The sequence below is a fragment of the Nocardioides ganghwensis genome (assembly GCF_014779655.1).
In the GTDB taxonomy this organism is placed as follows: Bacteria; Actinomycetota; Actinomycetes; order Propionibacteriales; family Nocardioidaceae; genus Nocardioides; species Nocardioides ganghwensis.
Window position 1 is genome coordinate 168,029 of sequence record NZ_JACXYX010000014.1, and the last position, 17,783, is coordinate 185,811.

General features: G+C 71.3%; 18 protein-coding genes. 16 read left to right on the plus strand and 2 right to left on the minus strand.

From position 1 onward, the window contains the following. Window positions 1–12 precede the first annotated feature (12 nt). The 3 genes from IEZ24_RS16025 to pdxS all read left to right on the plus strand — a co-directional run bounded on the left by IEZ24_RS16025 (window position 13) and on the right by pdxS (window position 2,419). Entirely contained in the window at window positions 13–789 is a 777-nt protein-coding gene (locus IEZ24_RS16025) for an inositol monophosphatase family protein (protein WP_242498481.1), read from the plus strand. 9 nt (window positions 790–798) lie between these two features. Continuing rightward, window positions 799–1,422, plus strand: coding sequence for a phosphatidylinositol phosphate synthase (gene pgsA / locus IEZ24_RS16030; RefSeq protein ID WP_129455163.1), 624 nt, complete (start codon window positions 799–801; stop codon window positions 1,420–1,422). A 64-nt stretch (window positions 1,423–1,486) separates the two neighbouring features. Next, complete coding sequence (gene pdxS, locus IEZ24_RS16035; RefSeq protein WP_129455164.1) at window positions 1,487–2,419, plus strand: pyridoxal 5'-phosphate synthase lyase subunit PdxS; 933 nt, start codon at window positions 1,487–1,489, stop codon at window positions 2,417–2,419. A 15-nt stretch (window positions 2,420–2,434) separates the two neighbouring features. Here pdxS and IEZ24_RS16040 read toward each other — a convergent pair whose 3' ends face one another. Next, complete coding sequence (locus IEZ24_RS16040; RefSeq protein WP_129455165.1) at window positions 2,435–3,559, minus strand: serine hydrolase domain-containing protein; 1,125 nt, start codon at window positions 3,557–3,559, stop codon at window positions 2,435–2,437. 45 nt (window positions 3,560–3,604) lie between these two features. Between IEZ24_RS16040 and pdxT the strand changes: the two genes are divergently transcribed. The 8 genes from pdxT (at window position 3,605) to IEZ24_RS16080 (ending at window position 10,660) form a co-directional block, all read left to right on the plus strand. Next, window positions 3,605–4,204, plus strand: a complete 600-nt coding sequence (pdxT, locus tag IEZ24_RS16045; protein ID WP_129455166.1) for a pyridoxal 5'-phosphate synthase glutaminase subunit PdxT — start codon at window positions 3,605–3,607, stop codon at window positions 4,202–4,204. A gap of 46 nt (window positions 4,205–4,250) precedes the next feature. Then, window positions 4,251–5,036 (plus strand): YebC/PmpR family DNA-binding transcriptional regulator, encoded by a 786-nt coding sequence (locus tag IEZ24_RS16050; RefSeq protein ID WP_129455167.1) that lies wholly within the window; start codon window positions 4,251–4,253, stop codon window positions 5,034–5,036. A 100-nt stretch (window positions 5,037–5,136) separates the two neighbouring features. Continuing rightward, entirely contained in the window at window positions 5,137–5,685 is a 549-nt protein-coding gene (gene ruvC, locus IEZ24_RS16055; protein ID WP_129455168.1) for a crossover junction endodeoxyribonuclease RuvC, read from the plus strand. Next, window positions 5,682–6,281 (plus strand): Holliday junction branch migration protein RuvA, encoded by a 600-nt coding sequence (gene ruvA, locus IEZ24_RS16060; RefSeq protein ID WP_129455169.1) that lies wholly within the window; start codon window positions 5,682–5,684, stop codon window positions 6,279–6,281. Before ruvC ends, ruvA begins: the two co-directional genes overlap by 4 nt. A 13-nt stretch (window positions 6,282–6,294) precedes the next feature. Then, entirely contained in the window at window positions 6,295–7,395 is a 1,101-nt protein-coding gene (gene ruvB / locus IEZ24_RS16065) for a Holliday junction branch migration DNA helicase RuvB (protein ID WP_129455170.1), read from the plus strand. Window positions 7,396–7,463: 68 nt separating this feature from the next. Next, a complete protein-coding gene (gene yajC / locus IEZ24_RS16070) occupies window positions 7,464–7,760 on the plus strand; it encodes a preprotein translocase subunit YajC (protein WP_165356080.1) in 297 nt (98 codons plus the stop codon). Further along, the gene (locus IEZ24_RS16075; protein ID WP_129455172.1) at window positions 7,753–8,301 is read left to right on the plus strand and encodes an adenine phosphoribosyltransferase; all 549 of its coding nucleotides are present in this window, start codon (window positions 7,753–7,755) and stop codon (window positions 8,299–8,301) included. Before yajC ends, IEZ24_RS16075 begins: the two co-directional genes overlap by 8 nt. A gap of 67 nt (window positions 8,302–8,368) precedes the next feature. Beyond that, window positions 8,369–10,660, plus strand: coding sequence for a RelA/SpoT family protein (locus IEZ24_RS16080; protein WP_224745401.1), 2,292 nt, complete (start codon window positions 8,369–8,371; stop codon window positions 10,658–10,660). On the opposite strand, the gene IEZ24_RS16085 is transcribed toward IEZ24_RS16080, so the two are convergent. After that, entirely contained in the window at window positions 10,661–11,923 is a 1,263-nt protein-coding gene (locus IEZ24_RS16085) for a DUF349 domain-containing protein (RefSeq protein ID WP_129455173.1), read from the minus strand. It lies immediately after the preceding gene. Window positions 11,924–12,036: 113 nt separating this feature from the next. Between IEZ24_RS16085 and IEZ24_RS16090 the strand changes: the two genes are divergently transcribed. The 5 genes from IEZ24_RS16090 to IEZ24_RS16110 form a co-directional block, all read left to right on the plus strand. Further along, a complete protein-coding gene (locus tag IEZ24_RS16090) occupies window positions 12,037–12,720 on the plus strand; it encodes an MBL fold metallo-hydrolase (protein ID WP_129455199.1) in 684 nt (227 codons plus the stop codon). After that, window positions 12,720–14,102, plus strand: a complete 1,383-nt coding sequence (gene hisS / locus IEZ24_RS16095; RefSeq protein ID WP_129455174.1) for a histidine--tRNA ligase — start codon at window positions 12,720–12,722, stop codon at window positions 14,100–14,102. Before IEZ24_RS16090 ends, hisS begins: the two co-directional genes overlap by 1 nt. Beyond that, window positions 14,099–15,892 (plus strand): aspartate--tRNA ligase, encoded by a 1,794-nt coding sequence (aspS, locus tag IEZ24_RS16100; protein WP_129455175.1) that lies wholly within the window; start codon window positions 14,099–14,101, stop codon window positions 15,890–15,892. The genes hisS and aspS overlap by 4 nt, the downstream gene beginning before the upstream one ends. A gap of 175 nt (window positions 15,893–16,067) precedes the next feature. Beyond that, window positions 16,068–17,102, plus strand: coding sequence for an ABC transporter permease (locus IEZ24_RS16105; protein WP_129455176.1), 1,035 nt, complete (start codon window positions 16,068–16,070; stop codon window positions 17,100–17,102). An 88-nt stretch (window positions 17,103–17,190) separates the two neighbouring features. Continuing rightward, window positions 17,191–17,783 (plus strand): ABC transporter substrate-binding protein (locus tag IEZ24_RS16110; RefSeq protein WP_224745402.1); only part of this gene is annotated, 593 nt, incomplete at its 3' end.

Below are 17,783 nucleotides of genomic sequence, written 5' to 3' on the forward strand. Positions count from 1 at the left end.
AGCGTGGGACCCGTGGACGACGAGACCCGGCTGCAGCGCGACGCGGCCCTCGCCGCCGACCTGGTCCGCGAGGCCGCCCTGCTGGCCGCGCGGATCCGTGCCGAAGGACTCGACGTCGAGCGCAAGACCAGCGGGTCCGACATCGTGACCCAGGCCGACACCGCCGCCGAGCGCCTCATCGTCCAGCAGCTCACGGCCGAGCGCCCCGACGACGCCATCGTGGGGGAGGAGGGCACCTCGCGGCCCGGCACCTCGGGCCGTACGTGGGTCATCGACCCTGTGGACGGCACCTTCAACTTCTCCCGGGGCAGCGACTGGTGGTGCAGCGCGATCGCGCTGCACGACGAGGACGACGTCCTGCTGGGCGCGGTCCACCACGCCGCCTCGCTCCGCACGTGGGTCGGCGGCCCCGAGCTGCCGAGCACCTGCGACGGGATCCCGCTCGGACCCCTGCCGGAGACCCCGCGCGAGGCACGCTGCGCCGCGACCTACCTCCACCCGCCGTTCTACGGCAGCGAGGTGGGGGAGGCGTTCGCCCGCGCCCTCGGCCAGGTCGGCACGCTCCGGATGCTCGGCTCGGGGACCATGGACGTCATGGCGATCGCCTCGGGCCAGTGGGACGTGCTGTTCCAGCACTCCGTGGCCGACTGGGACCGGCTCCCGGGTGCGGCCATCATCCGCGGCGCGGGCGGCGCGTCGGCCCTGGTGCCGGCCTCCGGGGTGACCTGGACGGTCACCGGCGCCCCGGCCGCCGTGGCTGACGTCCGCGCCGCCCTGCTGGACGGGTAGCCTGCGGCCGTGCTCGATCGGTTCAAGGCCTTCTGGCAGGGCAAGATGCTCGCGCCCTTCGTCAACCTGTTCATCCGCCTGGGCATCAGCCCCGACGTGGTGACGCTGGTCGGCACGTTCGGGGTGAGCTTCGGTGCGCTGTTCTTCTTCTCCCAGGGCTGGGTCTGGCAGGGCGTCCTGTTCATCACCGCGTTCGTCTTCAGCGACCTGATCGACGGTGCCATGGCCCGCAAGGTCGGGCGCACGGACGACTTCGGCGCGTTCCTCGACTCCACCCTCGACCGCATCGCCGACGGTGCCCTGTTCGGTGGCCTGGCGCTCTTCTTCGCCTGGCACGCCGAGAGCCGCCTCTACCTCGCGCTGTGCCTCGTCATCCTCGTCATGGGCGCCGTCACCTCGTACGCCCGGGCCAAGGCCGACCACCTCGGCTACGACGCCAAGGTCGGCATCGCCGAGCGCCCCGACCGGCTCGTCGGCATGCTCGTCCCCGCCTTCTTCGCCGACGTCCTCGACCTGTGGATCCTGCTGGAGGTCGCCCTCTGGGCACTCGCGATCGCGGCGACCGTGACGGTCGTCCAGCGCATCTGGGTCGTACGCCGCCAGGCCCTCGCCCGGGCCGCGTCACGCGGCTGACCGGCCCCGACTTCGGTCGTGGCCCGATGCATCCTTCCGGATGAGGCCGCACTACGATCGAGGCATGGCTGAGCACACCCCCCAGACGTCTGCCCGGACGTCCTCCGAGACCCCCATCGAGCACGGCACGAGCCGCGTCAAGCGCGGCATGGCCGAGATGCTCAAGGGCGGCGTCATCATGGACGTCGTCACCGCCGAGCAGGCCAAGATCGCCGAGGACGCCGGCGCCGTGGCCGTGATGGCCCTCGAGCGCGTCCCGGCCGACATCCGCGCCCAGGGCGGCGTGTCGCGGATGAGCGACCCCGACATGATCGACTCGATCATCGAGGCCGTGTCGATCCCGGTGATGGCCAAGGCCCGCATCGGCCACTTCGCCGAGGCCCAGGTCCTGCAGTCCCTCGGCGTGGACTACATCGACGAGTCCGAGGTGCTGACCCCGGCCGACTACGCCAACCACATCGACAAGTGGAACTTCACCGTCCCGTTCGTGTGCGGTGCGACCAACCTCGGCGAGGCCCTGCGCCGCATCACCGAGGGCGCGGCGATGATCCGCTCCAAGGGCGAGGCCGGCACCGGCGACGTCTCCAACGCCGTCATGCACATGCGCACCATCGGCGGCGAGCTGCGACGGCTGCACAGCATGTCCGAGGACGAGCTCTACGTCGCGGCCAAGGAGCTGCAGGCCCCCTACGAGCTGGTCAAGGAGGTCGCGGCCGCGGGCAAGCTGCCGGTCGTCCTCTTCACCGCCGGCGGCATCGCCACCCCCGCCGACGCCGCCATGATGATGCAGCTCGGCGCCGAGGGCGTCTTCGTCGGCTCGGGCATCTTCAAGTCCGGCAACCCGGCCCAGCGCGCCGAGGCGATCGTGAAGGCCACCACCTTCCACGACGACCCCGACGTGGTCGCCAAGGTCTCCCGCGGCCTGGGCGAGGCCATGGTCGGCATCAACGTCGACGAGATCCCGCAGCCGCACCGCCTCGCCGAGCGCGGCTGGTAGTCCCCGTCCGGGCGATCAGCGCAGCGCCCGGGTGAGCACCCGGGCAGCGTCGGTGAAGCCGTACGCCTCCTCGCCCGGCTGGGCGGGGAGGCCGAGGCGGACCACCATCGTCCGGGTCGTCGGGTCGACCAGCAGCACCTGGCCACCGAAGCCCAGCGCGGCGTACAGCTCCTCGGGCGCCCCGGGCGCGAGCTGGCCGGTCACCGGCCGCAGCGGCTGCCCCCGGTCGTCGACGGGGTCCGTGGCTCCCCGGATCGGGCCCGGCCGGTTGAGCCACCACAGGTGGCCGTAGGCCGCGTTGTGCACCGTGGACGAGCGGCCCACGGCGCGCCGGACGTACGACCTGTCGAGGAGCCGACGGCCGTCGACCGCGCCCTCGCCGAGGTGGAGCCGACCGAGCCGGGCGATGTCGAGGCACGTGGTCCGCATGCCGTAGAAGACCGCCGCGTCGTCGGCGCGGTCGGTGATGAACGTCGAGTGGGTCATGCCCAGCGGCTCGAACAGGCGGGTCTCCGCGAACTTCGCGACCGGCTCTCCGGTCGCCCGTTCGAGCACGGCCTCGAGCACCTGGATCGCCGCGTTGTTGTAGGCCCACGCGGTGCCGGGCGGATGCTGCTGGGGGAGCGAGACGGCGTACCGCGTCCGGCTCCTGGCCGAGAGCAACCCGGTGTAGTCGGTCTCGAGCGACCAGAACCGGCCGCTGTCGTTGGACAGCAGGTTGCGCACGGTCACCGACTCCGACGCGGTGCCGCGCCACTGCCGGACCCACCGCGAGACGCGGTCGTCGAGGCGCAGGTCTCCGTCGCGCACCGCGATGCCGACGAGGGTGGCGGTCACCGACTTGGTGATCGAGAAGACCTCGCGCGGCTCGTCACGTCCCAGCCGCCAGTTCCACTCGCGGGCGAGCCTGCCGTTGCGCAGCACGGCGAAGCAGGTGGAGTCCAGGCGCCTCGCCTCGGCTGCTCCGCGCCGGATCGCGGTGCCGCGCAGGCCCAGCGCGGACGGCGTCCCCACGGTCCAGCCGTCGACGGTCCCGGCCCTGTCGGGCGCCGGCGCCGCGCCGGCCGGGGGCGTGCTCACGGCGCTGAGCACCAGGGCCAGCACGGCGGCTCCGAGGGCGGCCGGTCGGAGGGACCTCATGGGCACCGAGCCTACGGCCGGGGCCCGGTCCTAGGATCGGCGTTCGTGAATCCCGTCATCGGCGTCCTCGCCCTGCAGGGCGACGTGCGCGAGCACCTCGCCGCCCTCGGTGCGCTCGGGGCCGACCCCGTGCCAGTACGCCGCCCGACCGAGCTCGCCGCGTGCGACGGCCTCGTCATCCCCGGCGGCGAGTCGACCACGATGATCAAGCTCGCCCGGATCTTCGACCTCCTCGAGCCGCTGCGCGAGGCCGTACGGGGCGGCCTGCCCGCCTTCGGCACCTGCGCCGGCATGATCATGCTGGCCGACCGGATCGAGGACGGCGCACCCGGGCAGGAGTCGATCGGCGGGCTGCACATCACGGTGCGACGCAACGCGTTCGGCCGCCAGGTCGACTCGTTCGAGGAGGACCTGCACGTCGACGGCCTGGAGGAGCCGGTGCGTGCCGTGTTCATCCGGGCGCCCTGGGTCGAGGCGGTCGAGGACGACGTCGAGGTGCTGGCTCGGGTCGAGGACGGACCGGCCGCGGGTAGGATCGTCGCGGTCCGTCAAGGCCCCCTGATGGCGACCTCGTTCCACCCGGAGGTCGGCAGCGACCACCGGATCCACGGCATGTTCGTGGACCTGGTGCGCTCGGCCCGCTGACGCACCGACACGAGCTGCACCAGATCTGCGACAGATAGAGGGATCCATGTCAGGCCACTCCAAGTGGGCAACGACCAAGCACAAGAAGGCCGCGATCGACGCCAAGCGCGGCAAGCTCTTCGCCAAGCTGATCAAGAACATCGAGGTCGCGGCGAAGCAGGGCGGCGGCGACCCCGCCGGCAACCCGACCCTCTACGACGCCATCCAGAAGGCGAAGAAGAGCTCGGTCCCCAACAAGAACATCGACTCCGCGGTCAAGCGCGGCTCGGGCGCCGAGTCGGGCGGCGTCGACTACCAGGGCATCTCCTACGAGGTCTACGGCCCGCAGGGCGTCGCCTTCCTCGTCGAGTGCCTCACCGACAACAAGAACCGTGCCGCGATGGAGGTCCGCACCGCGGTCACCCGCAACGGCGGCACGATGGCCGACCCCGGCTCCGTCTCGCGCCTGTTCACCCGCAAGGGCGTCATCGTGGTCCCGAAGTCGCAGGACCACGACGGCACGGTCCGTGACGTCACCGAGGACGACGTCCTCGAGGCCACCCTCGACGCCGGTGCCGAGGAGGTCAGTGACCTCGACGAGGCCTTCGAGGTGCAGAGCGAGGCCACCGACGTGGTCGCCGTCCGTACGGCCCTCCAGGAGGCCGGCATCGACTACGACTCCGCCGACGTGGAGTGGGTGGCCAGCCTCGAGATCCCGGTCGACGCCGACGGCGCCGGCAAGGTCATGCGCCTCGTCGACGCCCTCGAGGACCTCGACGACGTGCAGGACGTCTTCACCAACGTCGACATCCCCGCCGACGTGATGGCCGAGCTCGAGTCGGCCGACGCCTGAGCCGGGCGCCGCGCGTGTCGTACGCGCTCCCGCGCCCGCGCCGGGTTAGCGTGGCGCACGAACACATGTTCGGACGGCGAGGGCGTGGAAGGGGAGCGGCGTGCGGGTGCTCGGCATCGATCCCGGCCTGACCCGCTGCGGCGTCGGGGTGGTCGACGGAAGCGTCGGCCGACCGCTGACGATGGTGGACGTCGGCGTCGTCCGCACCAGCTCCGGCCTGCCGATCGCCGAGCGACTGGTCACCATCGAGAAGGGCCTCGACGCCTGGATCGAGGAGCACCGCCCCGACGCGGTCGCCGTCGAGCGCGTCTTCGCGCGCTCCGACTCCAGCACGATCATGGGCACCGCGCAGGCGAGCGGCATCGCGCTCGTCGTCGCCGCACGCCGCGGCCTGCCGATCGCGATGCACACCCCGAGCGAGGTCAAGGCGGCCGTCTCCGGCAACGGCCGGGCCGACAAGGCCCAGGTCGGCGCCATGGTGGTCCGCATCCTCCGGCTGACCGAGCTGCCCAAGCCCGCCGACGCCGCCGACGCGCTCGCCCTCGCCATCACGCATCTCTGGCGCGGCTCCGCCAGCAACCGCCTCGAGGCCGCCGTGGCGCGGGCGAAGACCCAGCAGTCCCAGCAGACCCCAGTGAGGACCCGATGATCGCCTTCGTCCGCGGCGAGGTCGCCGCCGTCACGCTCAACAGCGCCGTCCTGGAGGTCGGAGGTGTCGGCCTCGAGCTCATGTGCACGCCCGGCACCCTGGCGACCCTCCGCGTCGGGAGGTCGGCCACCCTGCCGACGAGCATGGTCGTGCGCGAGGACAGCCTGACCATCTTCGGCTTCGTCGACGACGACGAGAAGCAGATCTTCGAGATCGCCCAGACCGCGTCCGGCGTCGGCCCCAAGGTCGCCCAGGCGATCGTGGCCGTGATGAGCCCCGACGAGGTCCGCCGCGCGATCACGACCGAGGACGTCAAGGCGCTCACCCGGGTCCCGGGCATCGGCCAGAAGGGCGCCCAGCGCATCATCCTCGAGCTCAAGGACCGTGTCGGCCCGCCGGTCGGCGCCCACCACCCCACGGCGTCCGCGGCCCCTGCGGCGCCGTGGCGCGACCAGGTCCAGCAGGGCCTCATCGGGCTGGGCTGGTCGGCCAAGGAGTCGGAGAAGGCCGTCGACGCCGTCGCGCCAGAGGCGGGCGACGCCCCCGACGTCGGGGCGCTGCTGCGCGCCGCCCTCCGCACGCTGAGCAAGGCCTGAGGCGGGCCCGACGATGAACTGGGACGACACCGACGAGGACGTCTACGACGAGGCGGAGCTGAGCGAGGCGGAGCTCACCCACCTCCAGCGGCTGACCGACGCCGACGCCGACGGCGACGAGCGCGCGGTGGAGGCGGCCCTGCGGCCCAAGACGCTCGACGAGGTCGTCGGGCAGGCACGCGTACGCGACCAGCTCGGGCTGGTCCTCGAAGCCGCCCGCCGCCGCGGCCGCGCCCCCGACCACGTCCTGCTGTCCGGACCTCCCGGGCTGGGCAAGACCACGCTCGCCATGATCATCGCCGCCGAGATGAGCACGCCGCTGCGGCTCACCAGCGGTCCCGCGATCACCCACGCCGGTGACCTGGCCGCCATCCTGTCCGGTCTCAACGAGGGCGACGTGCTGTTCGTCGACGAGATCCACCGGATGTCGCGCCCGGCGGAGGAGATGCTCTACATGGCCATGGAGGACTTCCGGGTCGACGTGGTCATCGGCAAGGGGCCGGGTGCCACGGCGATCCCGCTCGAGATCCCGCCCTTCACCCTCGTCGGTGCCACGACCCGGGCCGGCCTGCTGCCCGGTCCGCTGCGCGACCGCTTCGGCTTCACCGCCCACCTCGAGTTCTACGAGCCCCACGAGCTCGACCAGATCGTGCACCGCTCCGCCGGCCTGCTCGGGGTCCACCTGACCGCGGACGGGTCCGGCGAGATCGCCTCCCGCTCCCGCGGGACCCCCCGCATCGCCAACCGGCTGCTGCGACGGGTCCGCGACTACGCCCAGGTGCGCGCCGACGGGGTGCTGAGCCTCCCGGTCGCGCAGGCCGCCCTCGAGCTGTTCGAGGTCGACGAGTCCGGTCTCGACCGGCTCGACCGGGCGGTGCTCGACGTGCTCTGCCGCCGCTTCGGCGGGGGACCGGTCGGCGTCTCGACGCTGGCCGTGGCCGTCGGGGAGGAGCGTGAGACGGTCGAGGAGGTCGCCGAGCCCTTCCTCGTCCGGATGGGCATGCTCGCCCGCACCCCGCGGGGCCGGGTCGCGACGCCGACGGCGTGGCAGCACCTCGGCCTCACCCCGCCGGCCGTGCCGACCGTCGACTCCACCCTCTTCGAGGACCTGTGAGGGGGTCCCGCGCGGCCGCGTAGACTCCACGCGCTCACGCACCCCACCTCCTGAGGAGACGTACGACCGTGAACGACCTTGCCGCCCTCCTGCCCCTGGTGGCCATCCTGGCCCTGTTCTGGTTCATGGTGATCCGCCCCCAGCAGCGTCGGCAGAAGGAGGTCGTCGCCCTCCAGAACAGCATCCAGGTCGGCCAGCGCGTGATGATGTCGTCCGGTGTCTTCGGCACCGTGGTCTCGCTCACCGAGGACCGCGCCCGCCTCGAGATCGCGCCGGGCACCCAGATCGAGATCGCGCGCGCCGCGATAGCGAAGGTCGACGAGCCGGTCGGGCAGACCGGGGTCGACGAGCGCGGCGATGCCTGACCGTCGTACGGCCCAGGAGGCGCTGACGCGCCTCACCGTCGACGTCCCGGACTGGCCCGAGGAGGGCGTGACCTTCAAGGACATCACGCCGGTCCTCGCCGACCACCACGCGTTCTCCGCGATCATCACGGCACTGGCGGCGGCAGGGCGCGACGACCACGGCAACGTCGTCGTCGACAAGGTCGTCGGCATGGAGGCCCGCGGCTTCATCCTGGCCGCGCCCGTGGCCCTCGCCCTCGGCATCGGGTTCGTCCCCGTCCGCAAGGCCGGCAAGCTCCCGCGCGAGGCGCACGCGGTGTCCTACGCCCTGGAGTACGGCGAGGCGACCCTCGAGGTGCACCGCGACGGGATCGCAGCCGGCGAGCGCGTGCTCATGGTCGACGACGTGCTCGCCACCGGTGGCACGGTGGACGCGACCCGTCGGCTCATCCAGGCCTGCGGGGGTGTCGCCACGGGTGCCTCGGTGCTCATGGAGCTGTCGTTCCTCGAGCCGCGCACGGTCACCGGCGACCTGCCGATCTCGACGCTCCTGACGATCTGACCGGCGTCGCCGCCGACGTCCGGGTCCGCCCGCAGCATGGATGGACCGGCGTCACTAGACTGGGCCAATGGCTGAGGACACGGTGCCCGCGCAGGAGCCCAGGGTGGCGCCCCTGACCGCGCGCGGCATGCGCGCCCGCCTCGCCCGCGTGGGCACCCGCCCCCCGTCCTCCAACCCGGTCCTCGAGCCGCTGTTCCGCGCGGTGCGCGCCAACCACCCCAAGGCCGACCTCGCGCTGCTCGAGCGCGCCTACGCCGTCGCGGACAAGTGGCACACCGGCCAGATGCGCAAGAGCGGCGACCCCTACATCACCCACCCGCTCGCGGTGACCACGATCCTCGCCGACATCGGCATGACCGAGCCGACGCTCGTCGCGGCGCTGCTGCACGACACCGTCGAGGACACCCCCTACACCCTCGACGCGCTCCGCGCGGACTTCGGTGACGAGGTCGCGCTGCTCGTCGACGGCGTCACCAAGCTCGACAAGGTCCAGTACGGCGACTCGGCGCAGGCCGAGACGATCCGCAAGATGATCGTGGCGATGTCGCGCGACATCCGCGTGCTGGTCATCAAGCTCGCCGACCGCCTGCACAACATGCGTACGCTCCGCTACGTCCCGGCCGCCTCGCAGGAGCGCTCCTCGCGCGAGACGCTCGACATCTACGCCCCGCTCGCCCACCGGCTCGGCATGAACACGCTCAAGTGGGAGCTCGAGGACCTCGCCTTCGCCACGCTCCACCCCAAGATCTACGACGAGATCGTGCGGATGGTCGCCGAGCGTGCGCCGTCGCGCGACCAGTTCCTCGCCGAGGTCGTCGTCGAGATCGAGCAGGACCTCAAGGCGGCGCGGATCAACGCCAAGGTGACCGGCCGGCCCAAGCACTACTACTCGATCTACCAGAAGATGATCGTCGGCGGTCGCGACTTCTCGGACATCTACGACCTGGTCGGGATCCGCATCCTCGTCGACGAGGACCGCGACTGCTACAGCGCGCTCGGCGTGATCCACTCCCGCTGGAACCCGGTCCTGGGCCGGTTCAAGGACTACGTCGCGATGCCGAAGTTCAACATGTACCAGTCGCTCCACACGACGGTCATCGGTCCGCAGGGCAAGCCGGTCGAGGTGCAGATCCGGACCTTCGCCCAGCACCGTCGCGCCGAGTACGGCGTCGCCGCGCACTGGAAGTACAAGGAGAACAGCAAGGCCGGCGTCGACACCGACCGCCTCGGCGACAAGGACGACCTCACCTGGCTGCGCCAGCTCCTCGACTGGCAGAGCGAGGTGGAGGACCCGGGCGAGTTCCTGGAGTCGCTTCGCTTCGAGATGAACCAGCAGCAGGTCTACGTCTTCACCCCGCGCGGCGACGTCATCCCGCTGCCGAGCGGCGCGACCCCGGTCGACTTCGCCTACGCCGTGCACACCGAGGTCGGCCACCACACGATCGGCTCGCGGGTCAACGGCCGCCTCGTGCCGCTGGAGTCGACGCTCGACAACGGCGACGTCGTCGAGGTCTTCACCTCCAAGTCACCGACGTCGGGCCCCTCACGCGACTGGCTCAACTTCGTCCAGTCGCCGCGGGCCCGCTCCAAGATCCGCCAGTGGTTCACCAAGGAGCGGCGCGAGGAGGCGATCGAGCGCGGCAAGGACCAGATCGCCAAGCTCATGCGCAAGGAGGGGCTGCCCCTCAACCGCCTGATGACCCACGACATCCTCGCGCTGGTGGCCGAGCACTTCCACCACGCCGACGTCTCGGCGCTCTACGCCGCGGTCGGCGAGGGCAACCTGAGCGCGCAGGCCGTCGTACGCCGCGTGATCGACCTGCACGGCGGCGACGAGGGCGCCCAGGAGGACCTCGCCGAGGGCGTCACCATCACCGGCCGCTCCCGCACGGCCACCAAGCGCGGACCGACCGACTCCGGCGTGATCGTCAAGGGCGTCGAGGACCTCTGGGTCAAGCTCGCCAAGTGCTGCACGCCCGTGCCGCCAGACCCGATCCTGGGCTTCGTCACCAAGGGCGGGGGAGTGTCGGTGCACCGCAAGGACTGCACCAACGCCTCCAGCCTGCTCGGCCAGCCCGAGCGGGTCCTCGAGGTGGAGTGGGCGCCGACGTCGCAGTCGACCTTCCTCGTCAACATCCAGGTCGAGGCGCTCGACCGGGCGCGGCTGCTCTCCGACATCACGATGGCGCTGTCCGACGCCCACGTGAACATCCTCAGCGCCACCCTCTCCACCACCCGCGACCGGGTGGCGAAGAGCCGGTTCTCGTTCGAGATGGCCGACGCCGCCCACCTCGACGGCGTGCTGCGGGCCGTACGCGCGGTGCCGGGCGTGTTCGACGCCTACCGCGTGACGTCCTGATCAGCCGAACTCGGCGGCCGCCTTGCGGGCCATGTCGAGGAAGGCCTGTTTGTTGGCCAGCTCGGACTCGAGGTCCTTCACGCGCCGCTCGTCGCCGGCCGCGCTCGCCTTGTCGAGCTTGGCCCGGGTCTCGGCGATGCCGGTCTCGAGCTTGCCGATCATGTCGTCGGCTCGCGCGGACTTCTCCGGGTCGCTCCTGCTCCACTGCTCGTCCTCGACCGCGCGGATGGCCTGCTCCACCTTGCGCATGCGGCCCTCGAGCTCCTTCATGCGGTCGCGGGGGACCTTGCCGGCGGCGTCCCAGCGGTCGGCCAGCTCGCGGAAGGCCTTCTTGGCCGACTCCACGTCAGTGACGGGGAGGAGCGCCTCGGCCTCGACGAGGATCGCGTCCTTGACCTCGGCGTTGGCGGCGAACTCCTGGTCGAGCGCCGCGTTGGCCGCGTCGCGGGCACCGAAGAAGGTGTCCTGCGCCCCGCGGAAGCGCTGCCAGAGCTGGTCGTCCACCTCGCGCGGGGCGGGGCCGGCGGCCTTCCACTCCCGCATCAGGTCGCGGTACTTGCCGGCGGTCGGGCCCCACTCGGTCGAGGACGAGAGGGCCTCGGCCTCCTTGACGAGCCGCTCCTTGACCACGCGCGCGGAGTCGCGCCGCTCGTGCTCCTCGGCGAAGTGCGCCTTGCGGTGGCGGGTGTACGTCGTGCGCGCGGTGGAGAAGCGGCGCCACAGCGCGTCGTCGGTGGCGCGGTCCAGCCGGGGGAGCTCCTTCCACGTGGCGAGCAGGTCGCGCAGGCGGTTGGCGCCGTTGCGCCAGTCGGTGCCCTCGGCGAGCCGCTCGGCCTCCGCGACCAGCTTCTCCTTGGCGGCCTTCGACTCGGCCGCCTTCTGCGCGCGCTCCTCCTTGCGGGCCGAGCGCTGCACGGCGATCACGGGGGCCAGCGCGTCGAGCCGCGCGGCGAGGGAGACGAGGTCGCCGACCGCGTGGGCGTCCACGACCTGCTCGCGCAGCGCCTTGACCGACGAGGTGGCCTCCTCGGGAGCCAGCCGACCCGAGGTGACGCGCTGCTCGAGCAGGTGGACCTTGCCCTCGAGCTCCTCGAAACGCTTGGTGAAGAAGTCCAGGGCCTCGTCCGGCGTACCGGCCTCGTAGGACCCGACGGACCGCTCCCCATCGGCGGTGCGGACATAGACGGTGCCGTCCTCGGCAACCCGACCCCAGGCCGTGCCGGCCTGGGTCGCGTCGTCTGGGGACTGCTTGTCAGAGCTCATGGTCGCCCATCGTAGTCATGGCCCGGAGTGCCGTCGGTAGGCTTCCCACCGACAAGGAGACGACTGGCCGGACGGCCAGGCGACCAGTGGACGACAAGCAAGGACTGACGCCCGTGTTCATCGCCGGCTTCCCCGCCGGACCCTGGGGGACCAACTGCTACGTCGTGGCGACGGGTCCCGGGTCCGAGTGCGTGGTCATCGACCCGGGCAAGGACTCCGCGGCAGGTGTCGACCAGGTCGTGCGCGAGCACCGGCTCAAGCCGGTCAGCGTCCTGGTCACCCACGGGCACGTCGACCACATGTGGTGCGTCGCCCCCGTCGCGGGCACCTACGACGCGACCGCGTGGATCCACCCCGCCGACCGTCACCTCCTCAGCGACCCGATGGCGGGGATGAGCCGCGAGACCACCCAGATGCTGCTCGGCGGCGACTACTCGTGGGCCGAGCCCGACGACGTGCGTGAGCTGTCCGACCTCGCCGAGCTCGAGCTGGCCGGCCTCCGGTTCGTCGTCGACCACACGCCGGGCCACACCGAGGGCTCGGTGACCTTCCGCTCGCCCTACCCGGAGCAGGACGTCTCCGAGGTGATGTTCTCGGGCGACCTGCTCTTCAAGGGCTCGATCGGGCGCACCGACCTCCCCGGCGGCGACCACGCGACGATGCTGCGCAGCCTCGCCGACAAGGTGCTGCCGCTGGCCGACGACATCGTCGTGCTGCCCGGTCACGGCGAGCAGACCTCGATCGGGCGCGAGCGCGCCACCAACCCGTTCCTCCACGACCTGATCCAGGACCACTGATGAGCAAGATCAGCCCGCTGAGCGGGTTCCCCGAGCTGCTGCCTGCCCAGCGTGCCGTCGAGCGCGAGGTCATCGCGTCCGTCTCGCGCACCTTCGAGCTGCACGGCTTCGCCAACATCGAGACCCGCGTCGTGGAGCCGATCGACCGCCTCGCCAAGGGCGGCGAGGTGGACAAGGAGATCTACGTCCTCCAGCGCATCGCGGCGGAGCCCGACGCGAAGGCCGACCTCGGCCTCCACTTCGACCTCACCGTCCCCTTCGCGCGGTACGTCCTCGAGCACGCCGGGCACCTCGAGTTCCCGTTCCGCCGGTTCCAGGTGCAGCCCGCATGGCGCGGCGAGCGGCCGCAGGAGGGCCGCTACCGCCAGTTCACCCAGGCCGACGTCGACATCGTGGGTCGCGACGAGCTGCCGTTCCACCACGACGTCGAGGTCATGTCGGTGATGGTCGACGCCCTCGGCCGGCTGCCGATCCCGCGGGTGTCGTTCCAGTTCAACAACCGCAAGCTCATCCAGGGCTTCTACCGCGGTCTCGGCATCGACGACGTCACCGACGCCATCCGCGTCATCGACAAGCTCGACAAGCTCCCGGCCGACGAGGTCGCGGCGATGCTCGTCGAGCGGGTCGGCACCACGCCCGAGCAGGCGCAGCGGTGCCTCGAGCTGGCCACCATCCGGGTGGCCGACACCTCCTTCGTGGAGCAGGTCCGGGCGCTGGGGGTCACCGACGAGCTGCTCGAGCAGGGCCTCGCGGAGCTCGCGGCCGTGGTGGAGGGCTGCCGTGCCGTCGCCGGCGACCGCGTGGGCGTCGAGGCCAACCTCCGCATCGCCCGCGGCCTCGACTACTACACGGGCACCGTCGTCGAGATCTTCATGGAGGGCTACGAGCGCCTGAAGTCCGTCGGCGGCGGCGGGCGCTACGACGCGCTGGCCAGCGACGGTCGTACGACCTACCCGGGGGTGGGCGTGTCGTTCGGCGTCTCCCGCACCCTCATCCCGCTCATCGCCGATGGCGTCCTCTCCGGCAGCCGGCCGGTGCCGAGCGCCGTCCTCGTCGCGCTGAACACCGAGGACGACCGTGCCGCGAGCACGCGCGTGGCCGCGGCGCTGCGCGCGCGTGACATCGCCTGCGAGGTCGCGCCGTCGCCGGCCAAGTTCGGCAAGCAGATCCGCTACGCCGAGCGCCGCGGCATCCCGTTCGTCTGGTTCGTCCAGCCGGACGCCGGCGCCGACGACCTCCGGGGCCAGGTCAAGGACATCCGCACCGGCGAGCAGGTCGGGGCCGATCCCTCGACCTGGACCCCGCCCGAGGCCGACGTACGGCCCTCGATCATCAGCACCGCCCGCACCACCGCAACCAGCGAAACCGAGGAGAACCAGTGATCCGCACCCATGACGCCGGCGCCCTGCGCGCCGAGCACGTCGGCCAGACCGTCACGCTCGCCGGATGGGTGGCGAGGCGGCGCGACCACGGCGGCGTCGCGTTCCTGGACCTCCGCGAGCGCAGCGGCGTGGTGCAGGTCGTCGTCCGCGACGAGGAGGTCGCGCACAGCCTGCGCAGCGAGTTCTGCCTCAAGGTGACCGGCGAGGTCGTGGCCCGCAAGGAGGGCAACCAGAACCCCAACCTGGCCACCGGTGACATCGAGGTCGTCGCCACGGACCTCGAGGTGCTCTCCACCTCCGACCCGCTGCCGTTCCCGATCGACGACGCGTCCGGCCACAAGGGCGGCGAGGTCGGTGAGGAGGCGCGCCTCAAGCACCGCTACCTCGACCTGCGCCGCTCCGGCCCGAACGCCGCCCTGCGCCTGCGCAGCAAGATCAACAAGGCCGCGCGCGACGTGCTCGACGCGCGTGACTTCGTCGAGGTCGAGACCCCCACCCTCACCCGTTCGACGCCCGAGGGCGCCCGCGACTTCCTGGTCCCGGCCCGCCTGGCGCCGGGCAGCTGGTACGCCCTGCCGCAGAGCCCGCAGCTGTTCAAGCAGCTGCTCATGGTCGGCGGCATGGAGCGCTACTACCAGATCGCGCGCTGCTACCGCGACGAGGACTTCCGTGCCGACCGCCAGCCCGAGTTCACCCAGCTCGACATCGAGATGAGCTTCGTGGACCAGGAGGACGTCATCGAGCTGATGGAGGACGTCCTGGAGGCGATGTGGGCCCAGGCCGGCCACACCATCGAGCGCCCGCTGCCGCGGATGACGTACGCCGAGGCGATGGCCAGGTACGGCTCGGACAAGCCCGACCTCCGGATGGGCCTCGAGCTCGTCGAGTGCACCGACTACTTCAAGGACACGCCCTTCCGCGTGTTCCAGGCCGACTACGTCGGCGCGGTCGTCATGCCGGGCGGCGGCAGCCAGCCGCGTCGGCAGTTCGACGCGTGGCAGGACTGGGCCAAGCAGCGCGGCGCCAAGGGGCTCGCCTACGTCACCGTCGCCGACGACGGCGAGCTCGGGGGACCGGTCGCCAAGAACCTCACCGACGCAGAGCGTGCCGGGCTCGCCGCCCACGTCGGCGCACAGCCCGGCGACTGCGTCTTCTTCGCCGCCGGTCCGGTGAAGAGCAGCCGTGCGCTGCTCGGCGCCGCCCGGCTCGAGATCGGCCGCCGCCTCGACCTGCTCGACGACTCGACCTTCGCCTTCACCTGGGTCGTCGACGCTCCGCTGTTCGAGCCGAGCTCGGAGGCGGTCGCGAGCGGTGACGTGGCGGTCGGCGCCGGCGCCTGGACCGCCGTGCACCACGCCTTCACCAGCCCCAAGCCGGAGTTCGTCGACACGTTCGACACCGACCCCGGCAGCGCCCTGGCGTACGCCTACGACATCGTGTGCAACGGCAACGAGCTCGGCGGCGGGTCCATCCGTATCCACCGGGGGGACGTGCAGAAGCGCGTGTTCTCGGTGATGGGCCTGGGGGAGGAGGAGGCGCAGGAGAAGTTCGGCTTCCTGCTCGACGCCTTCAAGTTCGGCGCGCCTCCGCACGGCGGCATCGCTGTCGGCATGGATCGCATCGTCGCGCTGCTCGCCGGCACCGACTCGATCCGCGACGTGATCGCCTTCCCCAAGTCCGGAGGCGGCTACGACCCCCTCACGGCGGCCCCTGCCCCCATCACTCCGGAGCAGCGCAAGGAAGCCGGTGTCGACGCGGTGCCCGCGAAGGACGTCCCGCCCGCTGGATGATCTCCCGCACGTTTGCCGGGGGTTCGGGACGGCCGCGAGACCAACACGTCGTAACGGGATCGTTACCCGTCGGTGATCGTCCACGCGGTGCAGGTCACATAGAGTCCCGTCTCGGCGCAGGCCCCGGGGGACCCCCGATCTGCGCCGGGACAGTCCCGAACCAGATGGGGAGAGCATGTCGGCAGAGACCGCAGGGCCGGAGACGCTGGGCTCGTTGAGTGACGAGCCGGAGCACCAGGATCCCAACAGCCAGAAGGCCAAGGAGATCTCCGGCAAGTCCCCGATGCGGATCGCGTTGGGCCGTCTGGCCAAGGACAAGATCGCCGTCGTCTGCGCGGCGGTCGTGCTGTTCTTCATCATCTGCGCCCTGTTCGCCGGCACGATCAGCAGCCTGTTCGGCGTGAGCCTGGAGACCCCGCTCGCCTCCGAGCGCGTCGACGGCCTCAACAACAGCCTCCCCAAGCCCGAGATGGGCCCGCCCAACGGTCCGTTCACCTGGGAGCACCCGATGGGTGTCGCGCCCCGCACCGGTGAGGACAACCTGGCCTACTGGCTGCACGGGTGCCGCGTCTCGCTGATGATCGCCTTCGCGGCCACGCTGATCGCCAGCACCGTCGGCGTGATCGTCGGCCTGCTGGCCGGCTTCCTCGGCGGCGCGGTCGACAAGGTCCTGTCGTTCTTCATCGACATGTTCCTGACGATCCCGTTCCTCCTCGCGGCGCTCACGCTGGCCCCGATCCTCAACGACCGCTTCAACACCTCCGAGAACTACGCGACGATCCAGAAGTTCAGCCTCGTCTTCGTGCTGGCGTTCTTCGGGTGGATGGGCACGGCCCGCCTCATCCGCGGTGAGGTCCTCGCGCTCCGCGAGCGCGAGTTCGTCCAGGCGGCCCGCGTGATGGGCATGCCGACCTCCCGCGTGCTGTTCAAGGAGCTGCTGCCCAACCTCGCTGCGCCGATCATCATCAGCGTCTCGCTGATGCTGCCGGCCTTCGTCGCCCTGGAGGCGGGCCTGGCCTACCTCGGCATCGGTGTCACCGACGGCGTCTCGTGGGGGCAGACGATCCTCAAGGCCGCGACCCCGACCTACTTCCGTGAGTACCCGCAGTACCTGTGGCAGCCGCTGCTCGGCATCGTCGCACTGGTGCTGTCCCTCAACCTGCTGGGCGACGCCGTGCGCGACGCCCTCGACCCCAAGACCCGTCGCTGAGCCATCCAGGCCAACGCAGTGACCAGGTCCCACGCACGTCGCCGGAGACGCCGTCCTCGGTGAGAACAAGAAAGAAAGGCTGGACAGCATGAAGCGGAACAAGCCGCTCGCACTCGTTGCTGGTGCCGCCCTCCTGACGCTCGCTGCCTGTGGCGGCGGTTCGTCGGAAGACGGTGGCTCCAACGGCTCGGGTTCGGACCGAGAGTTCGGCGACCAGGAGGGGGGCACCAAGGACGCTGAGCGTCAGGGCCCCGCTGCCGAGGTCGAGGGCGCGACCCCGGGTGGGACCATCACGGTCTACCTGCCGGGTGACCCCGGTCCGGACTCGCTCGACCCCACCGGTGGCTGGTCGGTCACCGGCAACTCGATCCAGCAGGCGCTCACGAGCCGCTCGCTGACCCAGTACGTGCGTGACGAGAACGGCCAGCCGGTGCTGGTTCCCGACCTCGCCACCGACCTCGGCACGCCCAACGAGGACTTCACGGAGTGGACCTTCACCATCCGTGAGGACGCCACGTGGGAGGACGGCAAGCCCGTCACGGCCGAGGAGGTCGCGTTCGGTATCTGTCGTTCGCTGGACTCCGAGGCGTTCCCGTCGGGTCCGGGCACCGAGTACTCCAAGCACTACTTCGCTGGTGCTGAGGAGTACGAGGGCCCCTACACCGGCAAGGACCCCAAGTG